This window comes from Vibrio sp. ABG19 (assembly GCF_029962385.1).
GTDB classification, from domain to species: domain Bacteria; phylum Pseudomonadota; class Gammaproteobacteria; order Enterobacterales; family Vibrionaceae; genus Vibrio; species Vibrio ostreae.
In genome coordinates, this window is sequence record NZ_CP071708.1 from 162,038 (window position 1) to 183,970 (window position 21,933).

Consider the following 21,933-nt stretch of genomic DNA (forward strand, 5'->3'; position numbering starts at 1 on the left):
CAATGAGTTTATTCGCGACTTATTGCGGACTCTTGTTGATTGCTAGTGCCTACGATATAAAAAACCAGCGGGTGCCCGCACTGTTAATTGCGGTTTTAATGCTGGCACCCGCTTTAATTCTTTATGGAATAGGCAACTTTACTTTCAATCACCAAGTTCTGCTTTCCGTCATTTTTACGTTTCTGATTGTTTTTATTGGATACGTTGCGTTTGGTTTTGGTGGCGCGGACGGAAAAATATTACTCGGAATTTCCTTTATATTAACGATAGATGTAATGGCAATATTTTTATTGGTCTGCTTGTCGATATTCACGATTTATTTTACCGTTTTTTTTGGAAAGAAAAACGAAGCCCCTTTTGTTCCGGCCATCGCAATCACCGCGATTGGATTCAATTTTGTCACGGGTGTGTAGGAATGGATATGTCGCAATCGATAACAAAATTAAAAAGGCAAACGGGCTCGGTGGCCATTGAGACGGTTTGCCTGCTGCCCGTTATTATCGTTTTGCTGTTTGCCGTGATCCACTATTGCATGATTTTCTTTGCGGCCAGCATATTCGACCATGCGGCGAAAGAGAGCATTCGCCAGTCAATGGCGTTCGTCAGTGAGGAGTGCTATTTCAGCTACCACAGTTGCTCCGGCGATGAAGTACTCAACCAAGTGACCCCCACCATACGAAACAATGCGGTGATGGTTATCCAGGGCTTTACCCACGGGGAAGGAAATAGTCCGGGTACATTGTTTGGCATTACGTTGCCGGCGGCAGAGCAACTGATACGCGTATCAACCATAACCGATCCCGCAGGTGGTTCTGAGGTCTGCTGTCAGGTATCGATTGTCCTCGACGGCTACCGAACGACCCCGTTTCTACCAATCGGTATCATTGATGGTCTGCTCCCTGGAGAGGCTTCCGTTTTTCCCGACCAGATTGTCGGCACTGCCGTGCTTAAGTTGAACTAGGAGCCAGCTATGAATCTAACCCACAACAAAGTCAAAGCACTAAAGTTGGCGTCTGTCGTTCTTTTCGCCATCGCGCTGATCGTCGTGCTTATTGGTCTGCTGACCGCCCCCAAAACCAAGCCGCAGCCGTCGCAATCGCCTGCCCCTTTATATAGTGCCTGGGTATTTGATCAGCCCCTTGAGCAAGGCACGATGATCGCGTCAGAGATGCTCAGACAGGTTAATACTCCGCAACACAGCCAACGCTACATTCAGAACAAACAATTTGTTGTTGGCCGACGCCTGAATCAATCCGTAGACGTTGGCGACTACGTAACCGATGATCTGCTTGCCCCTGACCGGCCAGTCATCGACGACCTTCCGCCTCATCATAGAGCGATTGCGATCAAAGCGGGTGAAGTCTTAACCGTCGGAGGCTACATTCAGCCAGGTGATTATGTGGATGTGATGCTGTTGCTCAAACCAAATCGAGAATCTGGCACCAGTACAACATCGAGAAAAATCGCCTCCAGTCTCAAAGTACTGGCAGTGGGAGATCTTCAATTAGGCACAGACAGTGATAACCGCGAGAATCATGCCAAGTCTGTGGTTCTTTCGGTGCGGGAAGATCTGGCTCCGACGATTTTGCTAGCCGATAGCAGCGGTGAACTCAGACTCGCGGCAGTAGGCAGCCAAGAACTGGCTTTTGAGCAACCATCCAAGGATTTGGATCCAGCGTTACTGTTGCAAACCGTTTCATTAACACGCCAGCCCAGTGCAACCACAACAAACACACTGGTGGCAGAATTGAAACAGTTTGAGCCGCCGAAAAAAGAGACTAAAAAATCATCTAAGCCCGACCCCGCTCGTCAACGTGTCGCTACGCGCACCCGATACGTCGAAGTCATTCAGGGTAATGAGCGCTCTGTCGTGAAAGTACCTCAACAATAAGGAATGTTGTCTATGAGCCTACACAGACTGGTTGTATTATTTTTGCTCATGTTACCGTTTGTCTCTCAAGCGGCAGAAACCATTATTCTTAAAGAGCATGCTCAGCAAAGTATTCACATCCCAACAGGTGACCTGAAACGAGCCGCTATCGCCACACCGGATATTGTCTCACTCACTGTACTCAACGACAAAACGCTATTACTCACCGGTCAACAGATCGGTTCAACGACATTGAACGTCTGGACCACAACTCAGGACACACCGTTAGAATACATGCTCAAGGTTCAGCCAACTGCCGTTAGTTACAATAATGTTCAGGTTCAAACCGACATTAAAGTGGTAGAAATCAGTAAAAGCGCGTTGAAACAGGCAGGTTTTTTCCTTGGCCGGCAAACTGGCAATACAACATTTGGCATTGGCAGCAGCTCTGCTTTAAATGGCGCTTCATTTGGCGGGGAACTCTCCTCCAGCAGCAACTTTTTATCTCTGAGTGATGCGTTTAATGTGGTCATTGGCGATGTATCAAAAGGGATTTTAGGGACCATCAGCGCACTGAATGCCAATGGTTTCGCCTACACCTTGGCTGAACCGAGCCTCGTTACCCTGTCCGGGCACACCGCGACCTTTTTAGCCGGCGGTGAATTCCCGTATCCGAGGTCTTCCAATGATGGGGATATTTCCATCGACTTCAAAGAATTTGGCGTGAGGTTGAACTTGTCTCCTACCGTGATGGAGGACAACCGCATCATGTTGAAAGTGGCCCCCGAAGTCAGTGAACTCAATTACAGTAATTCCGTCAGTACCGGCGGTGTTCAGGTACCCGGAATTAGCGTACGACGCACCGACACCACGGTGCAACTTGGTGACGGAGAGACCTTTATTATCAGTGGATTGATCAGCAGTACTACGATGAAAAATGCCGACCGCTTTCCTGGCTTGGGTGACATCCCGATTCTTGGCGCCTTTTTCAGCTCCAGTCGCCTGGAAAAAAATGACAAAGAGCTGATGATGGTCGTGACGCCCCACTTGGTACGCCCGATTGCAAAAGGCACCACATTACCACCGCTACCGGGAGAGATTTACCGCAATTACCAACCGGACTTTTTCAAGATGGTCTTCATGCATGCAGAGCCAGAAGATCTTCCCAGTGACATAGGATTTTCTAAATAACTTTGGCCCGTGCTGATTCTCTTTCTAATAATCAGCTAACGCAGCTTCAGGAGCCGTTTATGACGACAATCAACTGGTTGAATGCCTTTAAAAATTCTGTCTGTCAGCCTTTAGATTTGGAATTAAAGGCCGACTTACATAAGTACGTGCTCGAGCAAATGGAAGATGATGGTGTCCTGTTTGGCCTCGCCTCTGATAGCCGCGAGAACCTGATGCTGCCGGTCATCACGTATATCCAGCGATATTTAATCAAAGAACATATTAGCCAATCAACGCCGCTCGACACGCTGGCCGCAGAGTTAGTCGATGAGATGCTAGGTTATGGCCCGATCGAGAACTTACTCAAAGATCCATCGATCAACGATATTCTTATCAATGGCCCGAAACTGGTGTTCGTCGAACGCGAAGGCCTGTTGGAACAAGTGGATCATCACTTTCTCAACGACGAACACGTTATCAGAGTCATTAGAAAAATGCTCTCCCCGCTCGGCAGACGGATAGATGAGTCCAATCCAATGGTTGATGCTCGTCTTCCTGACGGCAGTCGTATTAACGCCATCATTCCGCCGCTGGCCCTGGATGGTCCTTGCCTTTCGGTGCGCAAGTTCAAGCAGGATAGCTTAACGGAACAATACCTTCTGGATAATGACACGCTGTCACCCGACATGCTGGCTTTTTTGAAACGCTGTGTTGCATCACGCCTGAATATATTAATCAGCGGAGCGACCGGATCAGGCAAAACCACGTTGTTAAATATTCTCAGTCAATATATTTCGCCACATGAAAGGGTTGTCACCATTGAAGATGCAGCCGAACTGCAGTTGCGAAATACCCATGTCGTGCGTCTTGAAACCAGACCACCAAACTCGGAAGGCAGCGGTGAAGTGACCGCGCGCGAGCTGGTAAAAAATGCTCTGCGAATGCGACCTGACCGTATCATTTTAGGCGAAAGTCGTGGCGGTGAAGTGCTGGACATGTTGCAAGCCATGAACACAGGACATCTGGGCTCCATGAGCACCTTACATGCCAACTCACCACGAGATGCCCTGCTCCGATTGGAAATGATGGTGACATTGACCGGTTTTAATTCCAGTGAAAACTTCATCCGAAAAGTGGTTTCATCCGCGGTCGACATGGTGATACAGATAAGTCGCCTGCCGAATGGCAAAAGAATTGTTTCAGAAGTGGTGGAAGTCGGCGCGGTTGAAGATGGACATATCAAAACTCATAAGCTTTACGAATATACACAAAGGACGTTTAAGCCAAGTGGCATCCCGACCAATGAGCTGCAAATGAAGCTTGAGGAGCAACTATGGTAAACCTCTACCTGCTGCTGAGTCTGGGAATCATGGCAGTCGCCGGTGTTTGCTATGCCTTAGCCGCCCACGTCCAGAAGAAACAGGCCACGCAAGGAAGTCACACAACGGAACTTGAAACCAGAGTACGTCACGAAGGCCCGCAAGCGTACGTAATAGAGAAAGCCCAGCAGATGGGATTTAGCCAGTCATGGTTCAAAAATGGCTTGTTATTATTACTCATCATTAGCGTCAGTTTCATCATGGGACGAATGTTTGGTAGCCTGGCTTTTGTGATCAGTTTCGTCACCTGTCTTTTGATCGTTACATTCTTGGCGCGCCTTCGTAAAGCCAAAATGAGATTACGCCTGACACAACAACTTCCCTCTTTTATCGATCAGGTTCATCGCCGTATCAAAGTCGGATTGACCGTACCACAAGCGGTAGACCAGTCAGCAAAAGTGACCACCAGCCCGCTCAAAGACGTACTGCAACGCGTCAATGACCGCAGAGCAATAGGCATTGAATTACAACATGCTTTTATTAAAGAGAGTCAGATTACCGGCGTTCCGGCATTGCGGTTATTGGGCTCGATATTCAGCATCAATACACGATACGGCGGCAGTATTACGGACTCCCTCGACAGCCTGGTTAAATTGCTCAGGCAGCAAGATCTGAGCCGACGTGAGCTTAAATCGATCACCGGAGAAACCCGAATAACAGCCTGGGTTATCGGATCCGCGCCAGTATTGGTCAGTGCCTACATGCTGACGCAGAACCCAGAGCTGTTGATCAATATGTGGTACTCAGAGACAGGTCGTCAGGCGTTACTGTTTGGTATCGTCCTGCAGCTATCGGGCATCGTCGTGATCTGGCGAATGTTTCGTAGTTTATAGCCAATGTGAAATGTCTACAGCCAAGGAACAGAGCCATGACTCAGACCTATTTTGTACTGTCAGTGGTGTTAACGCTTTGCGCAGGGATTTGCCACTTGATCGCCATTCGCCAGGAGAAGTTACTGCTTGAATCTGACGAATCGATGGCAGTGACACCAAAGACACAATCTGTGCGCGAGCCATTGATGCAATATTCGCTGCAATGGTGGCGAAAATCCAAACAAGATCATCAAAAATCTCTGTCCGACATTGTGCTTGCCATGCGTCAGGCCGGGTATATCAGTGGGCGGCAGCAAGTGTTGTGTCTATTCAAGATGTTCATCATCTGGTCCGGGCTGTTTTTAATTTTTACCGGCCAACAGTACCTCTTTTCCTCAACCATGCAGCGCACCTTCCTGTTTTATGCCTTATTCATGGCGCTAGGCGCGTTACTGTCGCTCTACTGGTTCAAAATTCAGGCACGAAGACGAGCGCGACGAATTGATGAAGAAATGCTGACCACGGTGCATATGATGGCCATTCTCTGGCAGGTTGGCCTCTCGTTGGAAGGCCTGCTCAAAGCTTACCTCCAAGAAGCGAAAGAACTGACCCCTGAGGTCAATAAGGATATAGAGCTTATCGTGGCTCGCATCGACGCAGGTCAAAACCGCGAGATCGTGTTTAATGATATGGCGCAACTCACCTTATCCAGTGGATTCCAGGACTTTCTGACCATGTTATCGCAAGCAGCAGCAACCGGCGGTGGTTTAAAGGAATCGTTCCAATCCCTGGCGGAGTTGATATATCAGCACAAACGGGTCGAATTGCAGGAAAAAGTGACCAAATTATCCGGAAAAATATCCATTGCCATGATGGCGCTGATGTTTCCCGCTCTGTTTATTGTTCTCGGTGGTCCGGCAGCCCTGGCGCTGATGGCAGCCTTTGGAGGTTAAATGAAGTCTTTATTGGTTTTGATTCCTTTGATATTGGCAGGCTGCTCATCCAGCCAACAACCCGTTGAATATACTCAATCGCCAGGTGCGTGTAACGAAAAGTTATCTCAATCGCAGGGGATGAAGCTGTCGATGGCCCAACAAGCTTTTTCTAAACAGCAATACTATTCCACTTTGGCGATGCTAAAGAAAATGGAGACGACATCCGTCAGCCAGTCCGCTTTGCAGGCCAAAGCTTTGCTGAAAACGAGCCAATGGGACGAGGCCAGTAAAGTATATGATCGCTTGTTGGATACCTGCTTGAAAGGTGAGGCAGCACATGGGCTCGGTTTGATTTCCGCATACCGGCAAAACTACCAACAGGCCGGCAAGTGGCTGCGACTGGCCGTCGATGTGGAGCCCGATAACTCGGCGATCCGCAACGATTACGGCTTCTTCTTACTACTTAATGACGACACAGACGCGGCAAAAAGAGAGTTTTTAACCGCGTTAGAGCTCAACCCAAACAATCACCGTTCGGCCAAAAACTTATGGCTGGCTTTATCACGCGACAATGATCGTAAAGGCGCGCAAAGCCTCATCAAGCGATACGGCTGGGGATATAAAGAAAATCGGGAGTTAGTCACTGCCCTGCGTAGTTTTAATCCATTAAGTCGCGAGGAGACGGAACAATGAAAGCACTTTTTCTTTTAGTTAGCGTAATCACGTACGCATCCGCAACGGTTGCACAGACATTACCGGCCAAACCACAGAAAGGTGAAGAAGTGACAGGCCAGCAGACGCGGATCTGGCTGCAAATCCAGCGGCAAAATATGCTCGCAACCAGCCATAAAGATACACTAACGCCCGAAGCGGCGAAGGCGACCCAGCAACGTGCTGAAAAATCGTTTTCGCACGCGATTCCGGAAAAATTCATTAAGAACGATTTCGGAGAATAATCATGGCGAAACGCGATCAGTCAGGCGCCATCACTTTGTGGCTTGCGGCTGCCTTACTCAGTTTGGTTATCTTTACTTCCGTCGCTATTGATACCGCACGCCTGGCTTTTCAGCGTCAGCAACTGCAGTCTATCGCTGATCTTGCCGCCTCGGAAATCGGGCTCAACAACCCTTACTTTATTCAGTCTGAAGGTGCCTCAAACCTGACCACGATGCTCTCGGACAAATATAAGGATCAGGTGGACAGCCTGACCGTTCAGAATGGGTATGCCACCATTCAAAACAATCGCTGGGTCATCGACACCAGCACTGCCGCGGTCGCTAATGGCTACCCGGCATCTAAAGTTGTGGTCACCAAAACGGTTCCCCAAAGTATGATTGCCGGCGGGTTATTCAACGACAATGAAATCACCCTGATGGCAGAAGCTGCAGTCCAGAAAGCAGGTATCATCAGTTTTGGCATTGGCAGTAAAACCCTCAACTCAACAGACAGAGGGATCTTGAATGGATTGCTGGGCGGACTGCTAGGCACCAGCCTCAATTTAGGCGTAGCCAGTTATGAAGGCTTAGCGAACACCTCATTAAAACTGGGCAGTGTCCTTGACGCACTGGCACTTGATCTCGGTTTAGGCTCACCGCAGGAAGTACTCGAAACCAACATATCTCTTCTGTCCGTGCTTGAAACTTACCTCAATGTCCTGGACAACGGCGATCAGTTTCCGGATGGACTGAACCTCATTATCAACCAACTTGCTCTGGTCGAAAGTATTCCTGACATTGTCCTGGGGGATGTATTCACACTAAGTGAAAATGGAACTCAAGGCGCGGCACTGGAGACATCGCTCCGTGCACTGGATTTAATTAAAACCACTATATTTGCTGCCAATAAAGACCATTTTGTTAATATTCCCGCTCTTTCTCTTGGTGTCCCGGGCATTACCGATGTAACAGTGAAAACCCAGATCATCGAACCGCCGCAGTACACGGTTGCAACACTACCGGTAGTTGAAGGCCACGAACCAACCGCAACAACCTCTCAGCTTGAACTAGGTCTCACTGTTTCATTGTTACAAGATGGGCAGAATAGCGTTTTAGATTCACTGCTAAATATTTTAGATAATCCTATTCTGGGATTAACACTCAAAATCGACCCCATTGTCTTCAATGTTTCCGCAGCTAAGGCAAATGCTACACTAACAAGCGTGACTCGAACACAAGAAGAAATGTTGGGAGAAGTGAAAGCTGAAAGCCCGCTAGTTGAAGTGACCGTTCAGCCTGTCGCAATTACCGCCGGGCTTACTTTCTTGGGCTTTCCTATAAGCTTAGGATTACAAGCTGAAGTTAACATCTTCAACACCAATCCTGAATTAACTTCATACACGATCCCGATACCAACACCGAGTGATTATCCCGAACAAATTTCTGTAAATCAAAATTTTGATATTGATGTGGGGGTTGGCGTTGTATTGGGTAACAGTACAGTAGATACGTTAACTTTAAATTCTATTACCTCCAGATTGGAAGCTGTTCTTAATCCATTATTATCCGATATTATTTCTAGCATTTTAATTCCGATCTTAAATACACTTGGCGTGCAAGTCGGAGGCGCAGACTTATGGGTAGATTCCATCCAGGCATCCTCACATGGTTTGATTCTTTGAATTTAGCCATGCGTGAAGTGTGAGCTACGGCTATCACCCTTAGTATTACGGTCAATCATTTGAATGATTCAAAACTACCACGCAGCAGCAAGTCAAGTTGGATAGTAGAATGGATAACAATATGATTCATAGTGTAAAAAGATTAAGTGAAAGTCAGTGTTTGCAAGAAACACTCATCCCCATATTTGAATATGATGGCCAGTTCTATCGCTTTAAAGTTCAAGGCGAAGTCGTGTTATCGCTGCAAGGCTCAGTGATTAAGCATAAGGAAGCTGAAAAAATTTATCTGGCATTACTGAAAGCGATGGAGTTAACGTTATCGATAAAATAGGTAGATCTATGTAACATGGGGCCAATAACAATATATTGCTAATTGTATGATTAACGCATCATAATTCTTTTGCCACACGTCTGGCACAAATAACTTTCTTTTACACCGAATATTGTGTGCCAAAATCTACGCCGAACTTTCTTTAAGCTGTCGAGGTGACGACAATTCATCCTAACCTCCTGTGAGAATGACAGTGTGCTGGATTTATTCCCACATAGGTATTTATTACTTACCTGGCAAAATAGATAACGCGCCAGACATAAGCACTTGGTTTCTTCCCAAAGATTTGGCGTTATAATCCGCTCTTTTTAGTGCCTGCTGTTAACAAAAATCACCAGGTTAAAGAAATGTCACACCAATACTTAATCACGCTAATATTTCTAACCCATCCAATTTCTATATCAATTAATTTTACAAAATATGAAATTAAGTATCAGACCAGAAAGCAAAGGATATATTGACTGCCAATCAATATATCCTTTTGATATTTCAAATCTATATCTATTTGATTAAAAGTTTTTATTGTTGCACTTGGTATTTAAATGCCGGAATTACTATTTCTACGCGGCGGTTTTGCTCACGACCTTCTGCCGTTTTGTTCGAAGCAACCGGGCTGCTTTCCCCCTGACCAGTCGCTTTGATACGATAAGCTGCAATGCCTTTTTCTTCCAGTACCGCGGCCACAGCCTGAGCTCGTTTCTCAGACAGCTTCTGGTTATAGGCCTCAGGACCACTTGAGTCAGTATGGCCTGTTACTTCTACTTTCGCCTGCGGGTGCTCTTTCATGAATATGACCAAATCATTGAGTTGCGCTTTTTTGTCAGCACTCAGCTCTGCGCTGTCATTAGCGAAAGTCTTACTATCCAGACGCTGGAACTCAAAGGTTTTGGTCACAATTTGTGGCTCAGGTGCAGGTTTTGCTGCGGGAGCTGGCTTCACAGGTGCCATAACTGGAGCAGGCTCTGCACTGCCCCCGAAACGGTAAACCAGGCCTAGCGTGGTTGTGTGCGCTTTAGCACGTACAACATCATTATTGATATCACTCAGGTATTGATACTCAAGACGAACACCAAGATTGCTGGTTGCTGCATATTCCAGACCCGCAGCACCTAAGTATGAGTAATCCGAAGAATTCCCGTAGAATACCCGTGCACCACCAACTTTACCGTACAGATCGAGCGCGTCTGTCAGGCCAACGCTCAATTTGGGCGCAATGGTGAATGCTTCTGCGGTGTCACGATAAATACCCGCGCCATTAAATTTCCCCAAATAGTCGTACCCCCCCTCCAGTGCCAGCCAATCGGTGAGGTTATAACCGAGTAAAGCTCCTGCCGTCGTACCATCCAAGTCACAGGATTCCGTATTATGACACGCGTCATCAAGCCAGGTTTTACCGACTTTAGCGCCAACATACAGATCTGCCATGGTCGCCGTTGATGCGACTAACATGGACGCGGATACCATTGCTGTTAACTTTTTCATAACTATTCCTCACGGTTTATTATTGTGATCGTAGGACTCGCGACTGAAACCTATAAATGGAATTTTTGACAACTGACTGACCATTAAATCGCAAACCTCATCATTCACTATAATAAACAATTCAAAAAGTTGCCTAATAGGTAAGAGGTTTTCTAATCAAAAATGCAAATTAACGATGATTAAGTGTATCCAAGGTTTGAACCAGCATTACGGAAAATACAGAAGAATAGCTTGGGAAATAATAAACACTAACTATCTGATTCTAAAAATCAACGCTGTGACATGATATTTTTAACCAGTCACATTGGAAACGCTCTTGAATGAGGAAGGCGTATAATACTTACGCAAGTGGATCGCATTTCGCGAATTTTTTGTAATAATACATTTCATCGCTATTATGCGTTAACAATAATAAGCACAAAAGTTTTAAAACCACAGAAATGCGAAAAGCCGCTCATTGAGCGGCTTTTCTGAATTGGTGATACGTGCAACATAAATCAGCATAATCGTACATCAATGATCAATTGGTTACAGTCAAGATTGCAATATATAACAGCATAAGATTGCAGCATAAGTCAGCAAATTTTTACTTTAACCCAAATGAAGCGTAAGAAACTTTCCTACATGTTAAGCCCGAAATAGATCATAGGTCCATCGGCGGCTTACACAGGCGCTTTTAGCTTTAGCACCACAAACCATCATCTGTGTTACATGCCCGTCAGCACACCTCTGGACATTTCTGAGTTAAAGCTTTAACTCTAACTCATCAGTTTCGGATTAAATTTTCTATGGCTTAACGCCGCGCTCACCGCAAACTGCGAGCGCAGCGAGTAATTTATCCGCGTGCAGGAACTTTTATACGTGAACTGAGCATCATCTCTATGTCCAAATCCGGCTATTAGCGGACGTTTAAAGTGTTTACTCGTTCTCCAAACCTAAGACCTTAAATATGCTAGTTTACTGGATATTCAGGACAGTGATTTCAACACATTAAGTGGTTTGAACAACACGCTTAACCGCATCTTGTAGACCGTCTTCTTTCACCTTACCCATATCAACGTTATAGCACTTAAATTCCGGCCCTGATCTAGGTAGCCAGTCTTCGAACTGGATTACTTTCATTGACTTGCCTTGAGGTGGGAGCAAAAAGTCAAGCATCCGGTTCGTCAAATCTTCATGGTGACTGGTAACAATGACCTGTCTTTTCCAACTATCGTTAGCATCGGCGTACGCCAGCTTACGAAGCAGCACGGCAGCAGGAATTAGCTGGTTCATATCAAGAGAAGTAGTAAAGTCATCAAATCCGATAACCCTATGGCCTAATTGTTCTGATAAGGCCAAGTTTAAGTTTATTGTCCAACAAATTGCTAGCTGGGATTTTTGACCTGTTGATAGGTCGTCGAACGGTACATCAGACTTCGTCTTAAAACCCCACTTTGGTATTTTCGGAGTGCCATCGTTTTTAAGCTCGATAGGCAGAAAATCATCGGGAAAATGGAAGCTTGCAAGAAGCTGATTCATGTTTTTTAACAATTGATCAAGTTCAGCTTGCGGTATTACCTCAACAGCTGATAGCAACTGACTTCTTGCACTCGATTCCTGTTTACTTATAGCCAGAGCATCGGTGATCATTTTCTCTGCGTGCTCTAAACCATCCCAATCAATGGCGTTGGCTTCGTCTTCTACCTTCTGGATCTCTAAAGCTGACCAGTTAGTAAACACCCTGCCAAGCTTATGAATAATATCGGTTTCAGAAACGACTGAAGCACCCTCTGCAACTGGAGTTTTTATCGTTTCAAGATAATTACTAACATAGTCAGTTAACCCCTCAACAGTAAGGTTAGGTTCATTTAGAAGTTGTGAAAGCTGATTTGAATGAGCATTTATATCTCTCACAACCACCTGAGAGCGCTTTATCTGATTGAGACTAGCGGTAACAGCTTGCCCTCTTAAGGTAACCGTCTCTATCTTCCCTCTGATTTCAACAGAACGTGCAGTCGTCAATGTCGACAATTTTTCCAATTGAACCTGTAACCCCTGTTTCAAATCAATAACATCTGAAATATCAGGATGCTCGTCCCAAGCCTCTAACCAGCTACTAACATTGTCAGTAAAGCCATCAATCCAAGTTAGGAGCGAGCTGCCGTCTCCTTGCAGCTGCGCTTGTAACTTATTAAGCCTTTGGTATTCGTAGGTTAACTCAATTCGTTGTTTCTCCAGTTCATCTACTGTATCAGCGTAAATGTCAGTATCTGAGCCTACGAATAAAGTATTCTCGAGTTCAGAGGGGGCCAAGATAGTATCTTCTGACCACTTTTTTATGAACAAGTTTGCTGGTAAAGACTGAATAGTAGATAAGAATTCTTTGGTAAAGGCAGGTGGTTCATTTCCTTTCTCAGAAAAATCGACCTGACGGCCTCGATACTCCAACAAACTATGCCCAATATGGCTCAACTGGTCAGGAAGTTGTGATCCTATCGGTTCAGCCAAGTTACTGAAGTTTCCGATGGAGCTAGAAAGGTTGCGGATTTGAGAATCCCATTTATTTTGTAGGTTGCCATTCTTTAAGGTCAACGTACTATCGACTAACAACTGACGAAACGGCAGATCGTGAGGGAGCTTATCGACAAGCTCATTAACTTTTCCAGCGAGAGTTTTTCTTTCTTCGTCATAGTTTTTTCTATACTTCAGCGTATGTAGCTGGCGCTGCCAGTCTTCTAACTTTGCTTGTAACGCCTTCAAGCTCCGCTTAATCTCTTCGCCCGGCTTGTTTTCAGGCTCTAATAGTTGAATGATTTCGTCACATGCAAGCCCAGCAATATTTTCTTGATAAAAAAATGAGGCTACTGTACTGAGTTTCTTATGGTCAGTTTTAGCCTTACCGTTAAGCTCAAACCTCTTGCCATTTATAGATACCGCACCCTTGCTCTCCTTAGTGGTTATAAAACCACCTGCACCAACGTTAGACTGATTAAGTACCCAGTCCATTGCTTCTAACAAAGAAGTTTTACCTACCCCGTTTTTACCCGTCACCAAAATAAGGTCGGCAGGCTGACCTGCTATCGTAAAATCAAGCTCTTTGGGGCCCCCATCTTCTGAAGCTCGGTAGCCTTTGAAATTTTCCAGTCTTATAGACTGAATAGTATCGATATTGTTACCCAAGAGAAGTTACCTCCAAAACTGGTTTACCTAATAGGTCATTGATGTCCTTAACAAGTTCATCCTGCCAGCTTTGAGCAACGCTATCATTTTCACCAGTATCCACAGAAACCTTTAAAATATCCGTAAATCGAGTAAATAGCTGCGGCTCAACGCCTCTGGGAGGTTTAGCGTTTTTAACAGCTTCAGAAAGTACAGAAGAAAAATCTTGGGCTGTTATTCTCCTAGGAGTATATTCACTTGAGGCCAGCTCCCCTAACCAACGCTTCTTTGCATCTTCTACTGATTTTCCTTCAAATGATCTTACGGCTTGAAGAACAAAACGTCCCCGGTGCCAATCTTGATCACCCATAAGCTGTAACCAAGAATCGGATTTCTTATGCATATCAATAAGAGCAACTAAAGGCGCAAACTTCTGGTAGTCATGCATCAGGTCTGTGAGGCGATCCATCAGGCGGGCAACATATTTCTTTAGCTCACTCATTTCCTCTTCACTTGGTTCCGAATCAGAGCGCCAAACCACCAGATTACAAGCGGAGTGGCAATGGACAGACACAGGATAGATATCTCTTCTTGCTGGCTCACAGTCTGCAAAACTAATCTCCAATAATGATTCCATTCTTAAGCTTCTCGTAAGTAGGTTCGCCGCTTGATACTCGGCTGGTTGGCATAAAAGTAGTTTGTGGGAGAGTCAACTGCATCTAAGAGCGTTTCTGCGACAGTGTCTTTATTCCCATCATAAGGCTTTTGGTGAAAAATATGTTGCCACCCCAAAGTCACTATTATCTTTGGAGTGATAGAACCTGCCGCCGTATCTTTATTAATAACCCTACGCAGGCTTGGACGAATATGAGCACCGGCCTGCCCTAGAGCGAGAGCCAGATGGTTATTACCTATCGGAACATTTACTTCATCCCCGGAAGAGACAAATGAGGGATCTGCATTAAGATAAAGAAGCTTATCGCCAGTGACTCTCGCCTCAGAATGTTTGAATGATAACGCAATGCCACCTTCCAGATCTTGTTCCGAAATTGGAGAAATGAGACCTTCAAATAAAAACAGCAATGTTACAAGCTCAGACATAAGAGCTTTGTTTTCATTTATAGGATCATACTCTTTCGCTTGTCTACCATTGAGCTTAGATAAACTAGCAGCTAATGCAGAATATGCTTCCTGATCGGCGCTGCCGGCACTGATAACACCAGAAATAGAGTCTAGCCACGTAGGTGTCGCAGTGCAGTAGTCGGAATCGTCTAAGAATGTACCTTCGAGTGTTGATATAACTTGATGAAGAATGACTTCGGAAAATGGTAAGACAGAAGTAAAGCTTGCATTCATTGACTGAATACTGGTTTTTAAGGCTTCAACAATTAAAGTTCTTGCTACTCGCTCATAAATACTTTTCCAGAGTTCATCTGCTGTTAAGTTCTGTTCTCTATCAGGATGTCGAATAATTAACTTATCGCCGCCCTGCGGATGTTTCTTGTGGTGCAAGGCGTAGGTATTGACGATTTGCTGCTGGTGAAAAGTTGGGTAAGCGTCAAAAACTGCAACTATTGGTGCAGAATGTGTTTCCAAAACCTCTTTGTCATTATCTTCAAGTTCATCTGTATACTCGTCCAAAACCGTCTGAAGAGTGTGATGCACTTGTGGCTCGTCGCTACCAAAACCCACAAAAATCAGTGATTTACTTCTAAGTCGATCTCTAAAAACATCAGCAGCCCATTGTCTGTTCCGCCATTTTTGGAGCTGTCGCTCAGTGAGAAGTATCGATTCGTATCTCTTTTTAAAATCAGTATCAACAAGTCTCTCAGCACAACCATTTACCTTAAAGACCTTTAGACGATTGACATTGACATCTCCAATCTCAGCGCCTTTTTTACGGTAATCGTCAAGACAGGAAATTACATCTGAATTACTTGCACCGCTCAATTCAACATAGGCCTTTTCAAAGTTGCAGTCGTAGTTGGTGGTTATTACTTCATTAATCAGCCCCTCTCGTGACAACTTGGCTATGTAGTAATGAGCAGGCGTTGGGCATAGATCTCGATATTGATCAATTTTCAGAACCTCTACCAAGCTCTTATAACCAACATCGAGGCTAGCAAACTCCCACAGATACAGCTCAGACAGGCAGCCCAGCTGATTAGCGCTCGCGGCCTTGGTAATATCACAGAAAAAACACACTCCTTTACAGGTTTCACCAGTGATTTTATGACCAAGAGCTTCGAGTTCATGCGAGCACCAGCACTTGCATATAGTCCCATGATCTTCAGCTTTATATCGAGCCGATCGAAGCTTAAATAACTCTTTTTTTAGGGTATTCACCATCCATTTGACATTATGAACCTTCTCAGTGCTTGGCGAAGAACTTGACATAGATATACCAGCACCAGCAACAGGCACACAGCGTCGTCTCAATATTCTATCGACAGTGTAATTAAACGCATTCCTTGCAATCATCTCTTACAGGGCTCCGAATTTGGGTGGGCAGAGTAAACATTCTTGTTGTCCACTTTTGGTCGTAGGCGGACTTGGTGCGCCGTATAACAATCATAACGCAACGGCGCGGTTTGCCGTGTCCATTGCCGTGGCTTGTTTTGTGAGTAACAAATTACGTAGAAGGGGCGCATGATTATGGGCTATTTGACTTCCTTGTATCTGAACTCTCAGTATTCCGATCATATTGAGAATGTTTGCTCATCAGTTGAAGCTATTTAGCTGTGGCTGCGTATTAGCTCGCTTCACCTACAACGCTAACTTTCAAGTTTGTTTGAAAGCATCATACTTAATAAATGCTTATCTACTGGTTATGAAGTAACTTTGTCGCATTACTAAAATTGGGTCAATGGTTTTGGAAAGAAGTTACCCCTTCGTCACGTTACTAACTTCGAATGGGGCAAAGGTGTGTTTGCCACGATTAGCTTTAGCACACCTCTGGACAAAAATGAGTCAGCGGCCATGCTAGTTTAGCTAATGATGGATTACCTCGTGTATGACAATAATTGTGGTGGTTAAGATTTGACGTTTGGACTATGTAAGAATGGGAATGTCCTCCACACTACGAGACAGGAGAACTGCTGTAGTGTGGAGCCAACGTAACCAACAGAACAGTAGGTTAGCTAAGTTTTAGCCCTTACCTATTTTGTTCATATCCATCAAGCGTTGTCCCTGCACTGGCAGATTTAATAAGGTTGAAAGCTGTTGCTTTTGGCGAAAAGGGACTGGAAACATATAAATATGCTGAATTACCATTTCCTTTAGAATACGAAGGCAAACAGGGTTATCTCTCAATTGCTTAACACAGCCTGAGATCTGATCAATATCAAGAGATTTGTTAAAATGAAGTTCGATTGCTTGTCTAATTAGATTTACTGCTGGTGTACCGATGTTACTCTCCATCTCAATGTAGACTTCTAGAGCTTCTTTTGAGCCTATAGAAGAAGCAATTTTCCGAGTAAGACCACTGATTACACCATATGTAAGATGTAGATATGTATCTTCTGCTTGCTTTTCAATTTCTTTGTCAGAAATGTCGGGGTATTCTGCTAGATGATTCGAAATTAATTTTATTATTTCTTTTTTAGCAACATCAGAAATCTTAATAAAATATTCTAAGAATCTAAGACCTGAGCAAGCGCCAGTTCTAGCAAGTTCTTCCATAGAGTCCCTAGTAAGACTTGCATGACGATTTCGTATAATTTGCCCTGAAATTTCCATACCTTTAAAAGTCTTATTGATATTGGCTAGTATATCCAAGGGCGCTGAATGTTCATCAGTATTTTTATCTTTGAAATCATCGACTTCATTTCTACGTTCGATGTGATCAAGGCGCTCATTTTGTCTATCTCGTTCTTTTTGAATTTCTCTCTGCTCAAGTATTAGATCTGGTATTTCTTTCATGAAATCGTCCATGAATGCTAATTGGTTTTTATTAAGTGTTGCTTCAGAGTATTCGTCAAATAGTGATGAAAGAACCTTTTTTATTTCATCTAAAACCCAGGAATCCTTGGTGTGATGCGTTATAAAAATAAGAATGTTGGCATAATCTTCTCTGTGTAGTTCGGATAATAAATGAGAAACCATTCCTTTTGTTTCTTCACTGTCTCTATATGAGTCTGCTACTTTTTTCCCGACAAAGAAGTAGTATATGTAAGGATACTTAAAAGAATAAGACACCCCATTGAAATTCAGAATTGAATGTTTAGTTAACTTGTTTAAAACCATTTGCTCATCAACAGGGAGATACTTTTTATTGTAACTATCAAAAAACTCCTCAACTTCATTTTGATTTGGTTCTTTTTTCTTATTGAAAATTAACCAAGAAAACTCAGTCAATACATTCAAATACCTATCAAACTCATTTTTAGGTATCAATGCATTATCAAACGACTGATAAATCAATTGTTGATAACAATGTCCATACGAAGTCATGTCCATTTTCAACTGTACGTGTGCTTCAAACATTTGTAGCAGCATCAAAATATAAATAGGTTTAGGTGGAACTATATTTTTTTTGATAACAGCATTAAGCCTTGACTTTAGTTCATCACATTCAGAATATAAATCATAGTCATCAATACTTTCTTCGACTCCCAATGATATCCATTTCTGAACCAGTTCCTCTCTCTTTTTGTTACCTAAACCTAACATCTCAACTCGTTCATACTCATCAAGTGCTGGTATATCTCCATAAACATAACGGTATGAGCTATGACAAGTAATATATGAAACACTACATATTAAATTAATTTTATCTAAGAAAACCCTAGTGAACTTAGTGTTTAGGCCGATATCATCTATATTATCTAAGAGAACAACACCTTTATTACTATTTTTGAAAAAATCAATATCCAAATTTAGATATTGCTCCTTCAATTGTTTTGAAATGACAAAGTCTGCATCTGATTTTTTAACTTTTGATGCATCAATATAAACAGGAAAAAAATTTAATTTAAGAAGCTCTTTATAAATATACTTTAAGAATGAACTTTTACCTTGCTGCTCTTCACCTGAGACTATAAATCGGCTCATTTTTTTAAGTATAAACGATGAACTTTTTATAGTTACTAGATTACTGCTACTTTCTAGTTCAATATCAGGAATAACATATATGTCATTAAGCTTTAATCTATTTACCTTTCTATGTGTTAAAACAATTTCGGTATCATCTAACCATTCCATAATATTGTTAGTTAAAACTGGTTCATCATTTGAATCTTCAGGTGCTTGAACTACTGCTGGATAAAACTCTTGAATGTGTGTTTTTATACCTTTTACAGCATCAAGCCATGCAGTGTCCTTATCTTCCCACTTCGTGATCGGTAATGCATCCTTGGGTACAGCTTGAAATTGTGAGAACTCACATTCCTCCCAATCACAAGCTCGAACAATGATTGAAATAATCTTAGCAGAACCTTCCCTATGCCTTTCTATAGCCCTTTTCACTTCTACATCGTAGCAATAATCTGAAGCCAAAAAACTGGAACTAACTAAAAAGATAATAATATCGGCACTTTCTAAGTTTTCATCAATTTTGTTTTTCCAGTCATCACCAGGAGTAATCTTTCGGTCATGCCAATAATCAATAATGTTATTTCTCTGCATCATTGATAGATGCTCACCAAAATCTTCTCTATGTGACTCGTCCTTATGTGAGTAACTGATGAATACTTTCTTTTTCATTAATTAACCTAATTTATACAAAACATTAAATTCATATTATTACATTTTAAAATCTGGGGTATCTTCACTTCAAAACATCCCATCATTTAAAATAACCTAGCAACTCTAGAAAATGCTTCATTAACTTTACTTTCATGTAACCTATAAGTATATAAAAGGATACTGATACTCATTAAAACAAAGCAGGTCATATCAATTATTTGATTCGCTGTTAAATCGCTTAGAATTATCGTTTGGTTTTTTATTTTTAAAATTGCACATGAAAGGATTAAAATGGGGAAGAATAAAGTATACAATAGCCAAACCCAATTGGAAAAAAGTGGATATTTGCTAAGATATAACTTTCCTTCGCGAGTGAAAGCAATAGAATCTTGCTTATAAAATCCATTTATTTCAGTTTCTAGTGCATGTAAGTAGTCATATTGCCTTTCAATTTCTATAACGACTTGAAAGTATCTAATGCTAAAACCCATAAGTAAAAACCAAAGTAAGGTAGATATAAAACCTATACTCCCAGAAAGACCAACTCCTGTAGATTTTTTAACGTACTCAGTTACGACAGTTGCTACTGTTTCGGTAGATGATAACTGTAGAGTAAAAACAGATAATATAACCAAAAGAAAATAGAAAAGCATATCCCTTTGCTTTATTGATATTTTGTGATTATCAAAACTATCTTTGTAGTGCGAGCATAAATTGTTAAATTTTTCTTTTTCCACTCACACCTCTTTATTTATATTACATTGAGTAAATCTCATTATATTTTTAATTTTCATATCAACAATGTTTTTTCTATTATACTTTCTTCTAGCTATTTAAAATATCAAGCCATTTTTTATTCTACAACCAAACTATCCTGGTGTCCTTTATTCTCATCTTTACTAAATGTAAAACAAAAGTCAGAATGAGCACCCCATTCATCCAATAATAACTTTTAGTGCTTGTCTTTTTCGTAGTCAAACCTCAAAACAACTCTCTCTTTTTCAATATTGAGTTCCTTGTCAATATTGTTTTTATCGTTTTGTTACTCTGATATTAACAGAGTATTATACTTACCATAGATAATCAAAATCAGATCTAGATCTCATTGTTATAGGTAGATGCCATCATCACTCTTTACTCCTTACTGACGGACGCTCTATTTGGATGATGCCTAGGTTAGTTGCTCTGGAAAAAGTAAATCAAATAGCGCGTTAGTGGAATGTGTATTCAATTGGTCGAAACACACAATGGGGCAAAACCGGTTTAGTGCAGCCAGTCAGATCTAGTCACATAGAGGGAACGAGACTGACAGATTCCAATCAGACTAATTCAACTCAGTCATCCTGACCAAATACAATCTCAAGGAACGGTAGTACATAATTATAAAGTGTGGTTTCAATGTCATGCGCGGTAGTCAAGCTGTCTGGTAGCACAGTACTGATTGGAGCCTCAACGTCTACCACCGTAACTATCCCATTCGCTCTCGTCACTTTGCGCTTTGTTATTGACTGATTAGTATGCTGTGTTGATTGCTGTAAAAGAGCAAGTAGTTCGTCATCATTACCAGGTAATGCGGATAGTCGCACCAAGAAGCGCTCAGGATTGATGGGATTAACATAAACCCAGTCAGCAAGCCGAGCTTCTGGATGATAGAAGTAGCGCTCGACGATATCACCCACAGAGACTTTCCAGCCAAGTTCTACAGCAGCAGATGTGGTTGAGAGCCAGAATTTGCCAAAGTTCTCTCTCTGTGCCCTTGGCGCGTCTCGAGTTAAGTCCCCAATAATTGGATTCGGTGGTACAAACCCCAGATATTCAAAGCCAGCCTTCAACTCGCAAACCAATGCGTTGTCGTCGTCTAACAATGTTGAATAGAAGTCACGCCACAGGAAGTGCTGCTTATCCGCAGGGCGTATATACCTTGAGTGCGCTAGCACATTGGTTGCAGGCGCTTTTAGGCTGGTTCTGATATACATCACGCCATCAACAGGTAGAGCTAAATACCTTGTGAGCTGGGGAGTGAACTCTGTCTGCTCATTACCAATGGTTTCCACAGCATCCAGCTTGTTTTCACACAACAATACAAAACCGTCATCAAGCTCGATACGCATATCTGGTCTACAGTTGGGATAGATCGATTGTGTTTCAACAAGGGCTATTGACCTCGCGTCATCTGCGCCAAAAACCACCTGCATAAATTTGTCACGCATAGCCTGCGAAGCTTTAAGGCTAGCGGAAAAAAACTCTGTCAGATGATCCTCTTTAGCTGATGTTAGCTTTTGAGTGTTCCTAAATAGTTCCATGGTGCTCCCTACCATGTACTGACGTACAAGTTTTTGTGTCATATATTTACTAAATATACTCTCTACTGCACCACATCACAGTTGGTAAGACTCCGACTCTCTAGACACCCACAACATACGAATAAAAGGGCAAACGGAACCTCAGTATTTTAAGTAACTGCCACCCTTAAACACGTTTTTGAGCAAAACTGAGGCAGCGCTTGCTCAT

18 protein-coding genes are annotated in these 21,933 nt (G+C 42.9%); 11 read left to right on the forward strand and 7 right to left on the reverse strand.

The window, feature by feature from the left end; genetic code table 11:
* Positions 1-2: 2 nt before the first annotated feature.
* The 11 genes from J0X00_RS06795 (at position 3) to J0X00_RS06845 (ending at position 9,114) form a co-directional block, all read left to right on the forward strand.
* Complete coding sequence (locus tag J0X00_RS06795; RefSeq protein ID WP_282477770.1) at positions 3-413, forward strand: prepilin peptidase; 411 nt, start codon at positions 3-5, stop codon at positions 411-413.
* Positions 414-415: 2 nt separating this feature from the next.
* On the forward strand, positions 416-961 hold the full coding sequence (locus tag J0X00_RS06800) for a TadE family protein (protein WP_282477771.1): 546 nt from the start codon (positions 416-418) through the stop codon (positions 959-961).
* Positions 962-970: 9 nt separating this feature from the next.
* Positions 971-1,891, forward strand: a complete 921-nt coding sequence (gene cpaB / locus J0X00_RS06805) for a Flp pilus assembly protein CpaB (RefSeq protein ID WP_282477772.1) — start codon at positions 971-973, stop codon at positions 1,889-1,891.
* Positions 1,892-1,903: 12 nt separating this feature from the next.
* On the forward strand, positions 1,904-3,061 hold the full coding sequence (locus J0X00_RS06810; RefSeq protein WP_136483190.1) for a pilus assembly protein N-terminal domain-containing protein: 1,158 nt from the start codon (positions 1,904-1,906) through the stop codon (positions 3,059-3,061).
* A gap of 59 nt (positions 3,062-3,120) precedes the next feature.
* Positions 3,121-4,380, forward strand: coding sequence for a CpaF family protein (locus J0X00_RS06815; RefSeq protein WP_136482963.1), 1,260 nt, complete (start codon positions 3,121-3,123; stop codon positions 4,378-4,380).
* Positions 4,374-5,252, forward strand: coding sequence for a type II secretion system F family protein (locus tag J0X00_RS06820; RefSeq protein WP_282477773.1), 879 nt, complete (start codon positions 4,374-4,376; stop codon positions 5,250-5,252). The genes J0X00_RS06815 and J0X00_RS06820 overlap by 7 nt, the downstream gene beginning before the upstream one ends.
* A gap of 35 nt (positions 5,253-5,287) precedes the next feature.
* Positions 5,288-6,184 carry a type II secretion system F family protein gene (locus J0X00_RS06825; protein WP_136482959.1) on the forward strand — a complete coding sequence of 299 codons (897 nt, stop codon included), beginning with the start codon at positions 5,288-5,290 and terminating at the stop codon, positions 6,182-6,184.
* The gene (locus tag J0X00_RS06830; protein ID WP_136482957.1) at positions 6,185-6,859 is read left to right on the forward strand and encodes a tetratricopeptide repeat protein; all 675 of its coding nucleotides are present in this window, start codon (positions 6,185-6,187) and stop codon (positions 6,857-6,859) included. It begins immediately after the preceding gene.
* Entirely contained in the window at positions 6,856-7,122 is a 267-nt protein-coding gene (locus J0X00_RS06835) for a DUF3613 domain-containing protein (protein ID WP_136482955.1), read from the forward strand. Before J0X00_RS06830 ends, J0X00_RS06835 begins: the two co-directional genes overlap by 4 nt.
* 2 nt (positions 7,123-7,124) lie before the next feature.
* Entirely contained in the window at positions 7,125-8,783 is a 1,659-nt protein-coding gene (locus tag J0X00_RS06840) for a pilus assembly protein TadG-related protein (RefSeq protein ID WP_282477774.1), read from the forward strand.
* 109 nt (positions 8,784-8,892) lie between these two features.
* Positions 8,893-9,114 carry a hypothetical protein gene (locus J0X00_RS06845; protein ID WP_136482951.1) on the forward strand — a complete coding sequence of 74 codons (222 nt, stop codon included), beginning with the start codon at positions 8,893-8,895 and terminating at the stop codon, positions 9,112-9,114.
* Positions 9,115-9,633: 519 nt separating this feature from the next.
* Here the strand turns inward: J0X00_RS06845 and J0X00_RS06850 are convergent.
* The 7 genes from J0X00_RS06850 to J0X00_RS06880 all read right to left on the reverse strand — a co-directional run bounded on the left by J0X00_RS06850 (position 9,634) and on the right by J0X00_RS06880 (position 21,725).
* The gene (locus J0X00_RS06850; RefSeq protein ID WP_282477775.1) at positions 9,634-10,596 is read right to left on the reverse strand and encodes an OmpA family protein; all 963 of its coding nucleotides are present in this window, start codon (positions 10,594-10,596) and stop codon (positions 9,634-9,636) included.
* A 990-nt stretch (positions 10,597-11,586) separates the two neighbouring features.
* The gene (locus tag J0X00_RS06855) at positions 11,587-13,758 is read right to left on the reverse strand and encodes an AAA family ATPase (protein WP_282477776.1); all 2,172 of its coding nucleotides are present in this window, start codon (positions 13,756-13,758) and stop codon (positions 11,587-11,589) included.
* On the reverse strand, positions 13,751-14,374 hold the full coding sequence (locus tag J0X00_RS06860; protein WP_282477777.1) for a hypothetical protein: 624 nt from the start codon (positions 14,372-14,374) through the stop codon (positions 13,751-13,753). Before J0X00_RS06860 ends, J0X00_RS06855 begins: the two co-directional genes overlap by 8 nt.
* Before the next feature lie 2 nt (positions 14,375-14,376).
* Positions 14,377-16,218, reverse strand: a complete 1,842-nt coding sequence (locus J0X00_RS06865; RefSeq protein WP_282477778.1) for an SIR2 family protein — start codon at positions 16,216-16,218, stop codon at positions 14,377-14,379.
* Positions 16,219-16,884: 666 nt separating this feature from the next.
* Complete coding sequence (locus tag J0X00_RS06870) at positions 16,885-19,440, reverse strand: TIR domain-containing protein (protein WP_282477779.1); 2,556 nt, start codon at positions 19,438-19,440, stop codon at positions 16,885-16,887.
* 86 nt (positions 19,441-19,526) lie between these two features.
* A complete protein-coding gene (locus J0X00_RS06875) occupies positions 19,527-20,159 on the reverse strand; it encodes a hypothetical protein (protein ID WP_282477780.1) in 633 nt (210 codons plus the stop codon).
* A gap of 597 nt (positions 20,160-20,756) precedes the next feature.
* The gene (locus J0X00_RS06880) at positions 20,757-21,725 is read right to left on the reverse strand and encodes a hypothetical protein (RefSeq protein WP_282477781.1); all 969 of its coding nucleotides are present in this window, start codon (positions 21,723-21,725) and stop codon (positions 20,757-20,759) included.
* Positions 21,726-21,933 lie beyond the last annotated feature (208 nt).

Coding starts and splice junctions, on each gene's coding strand:
- J0X00_RS06795 (WP_282477770.1), top strand. CDS start 3: ATGAGTTTATTCGCGACTTATTGCGGACTCTTGTTGATTGCTAGTGCC.
- J0X00_RS06800 (WP_282477771.1), top strand. CDS start 416: ATGGATATGTCGCAATCGATAACAAAATTAAAAAGGCAAACGGGCTCG.
- cpaB (WP_282477772.1), top strand. CDS start 971: ATGAATCTAACCCACAACAAAGTCAAAGCACTAAAGTTGGCGTCTGTC.
- J0X00_RS06810 (WP_136483190.1), top strand. CDS start 1,904: ATGAGCCTACACAGACTGGTTGTATTATTTTTGCTCATGTTACCGTTT.
- J0X00_RS06815 (WP_136482963.1), top strand. CDS start 3,121: ATGACGACAATCAACTGGTTGAATGCCTTTAAAAATTCTGTCTGTCAG.
- J0X00_RS06820 (WP_282477773.1), top strand. CDS start 4,374: ATGGTAAACCTCTACCTGCTGCTGAGTCTGGGAATCATGGCAGTCGCC.
- J0X00_RS06825 (WP_136482959.1), top strand. CDS start 5,288: ATGACTCAGACCTATTTTGTACTGTCAGTGGTGTTAACGCTTTGCGCA.
- J0X00_RS06830 (WP_136482957.1), top strand. CDS start 6,185: ATGAAGTCTTTATTGGTTTTGATTCCTTTGATATTGGCAGGCTGCTCA.
- J0X00_RS06835 (WP_136482955.1), top strand. CDS start 6,856: ATGAAAGCACTTTTTCTTTTAGTTAGCGTAATCACGTACGCATCCGCA.
- J0X00_RS06840 (WP_282477774.1), top strand. CDS start 7,125: ATGGCGAAACGCGATCAGTCAGGCGCCATCACTTTGTGGCTTGCGGCT.
- J0X00_RS06845 (WP_136482951.1), top strand. CDS start 8,893: ATGGATAACAATATGATTCATAGTGTAAAAAGATTAAGTGAAAGTCAG.
- J0X00_RS06850 (WP_282477775.1), bottom strand. CDS start 10,596: ATGAAAAAGTTAACAGCAATGGTATCCGCGTCCATGTTAGTCGCATCA.
- J0X00_RS06860 (WP_282477777.1), bottom strand. CDS start 14,374: ATGGAATCATTATTGGAGATTAGTTTTGCAGACTGTGAGCCAGCAAGA.
- J0X00_RS06865 (WP_282477778.1), bottom strand. CDS start 16,218: ATGATTGCAAGGAATGCGTTTAATTACACTGTCGATAGAATATTGAGA.
- J0X00_RS06870 (WP_282477779.1), bottom strand. CDS start 19,440: ATGAAAAAGAAAGTATTCATCAGTTACTCACATAAGGACGAGTCACAT.
- J0X00_RS06880 (WP_282477781.1), bottom strand. CDS start 21,725: ATGGAACTATTTAGGAACACTCAAAAGCTAACATCAGCTAAAGAGGAT.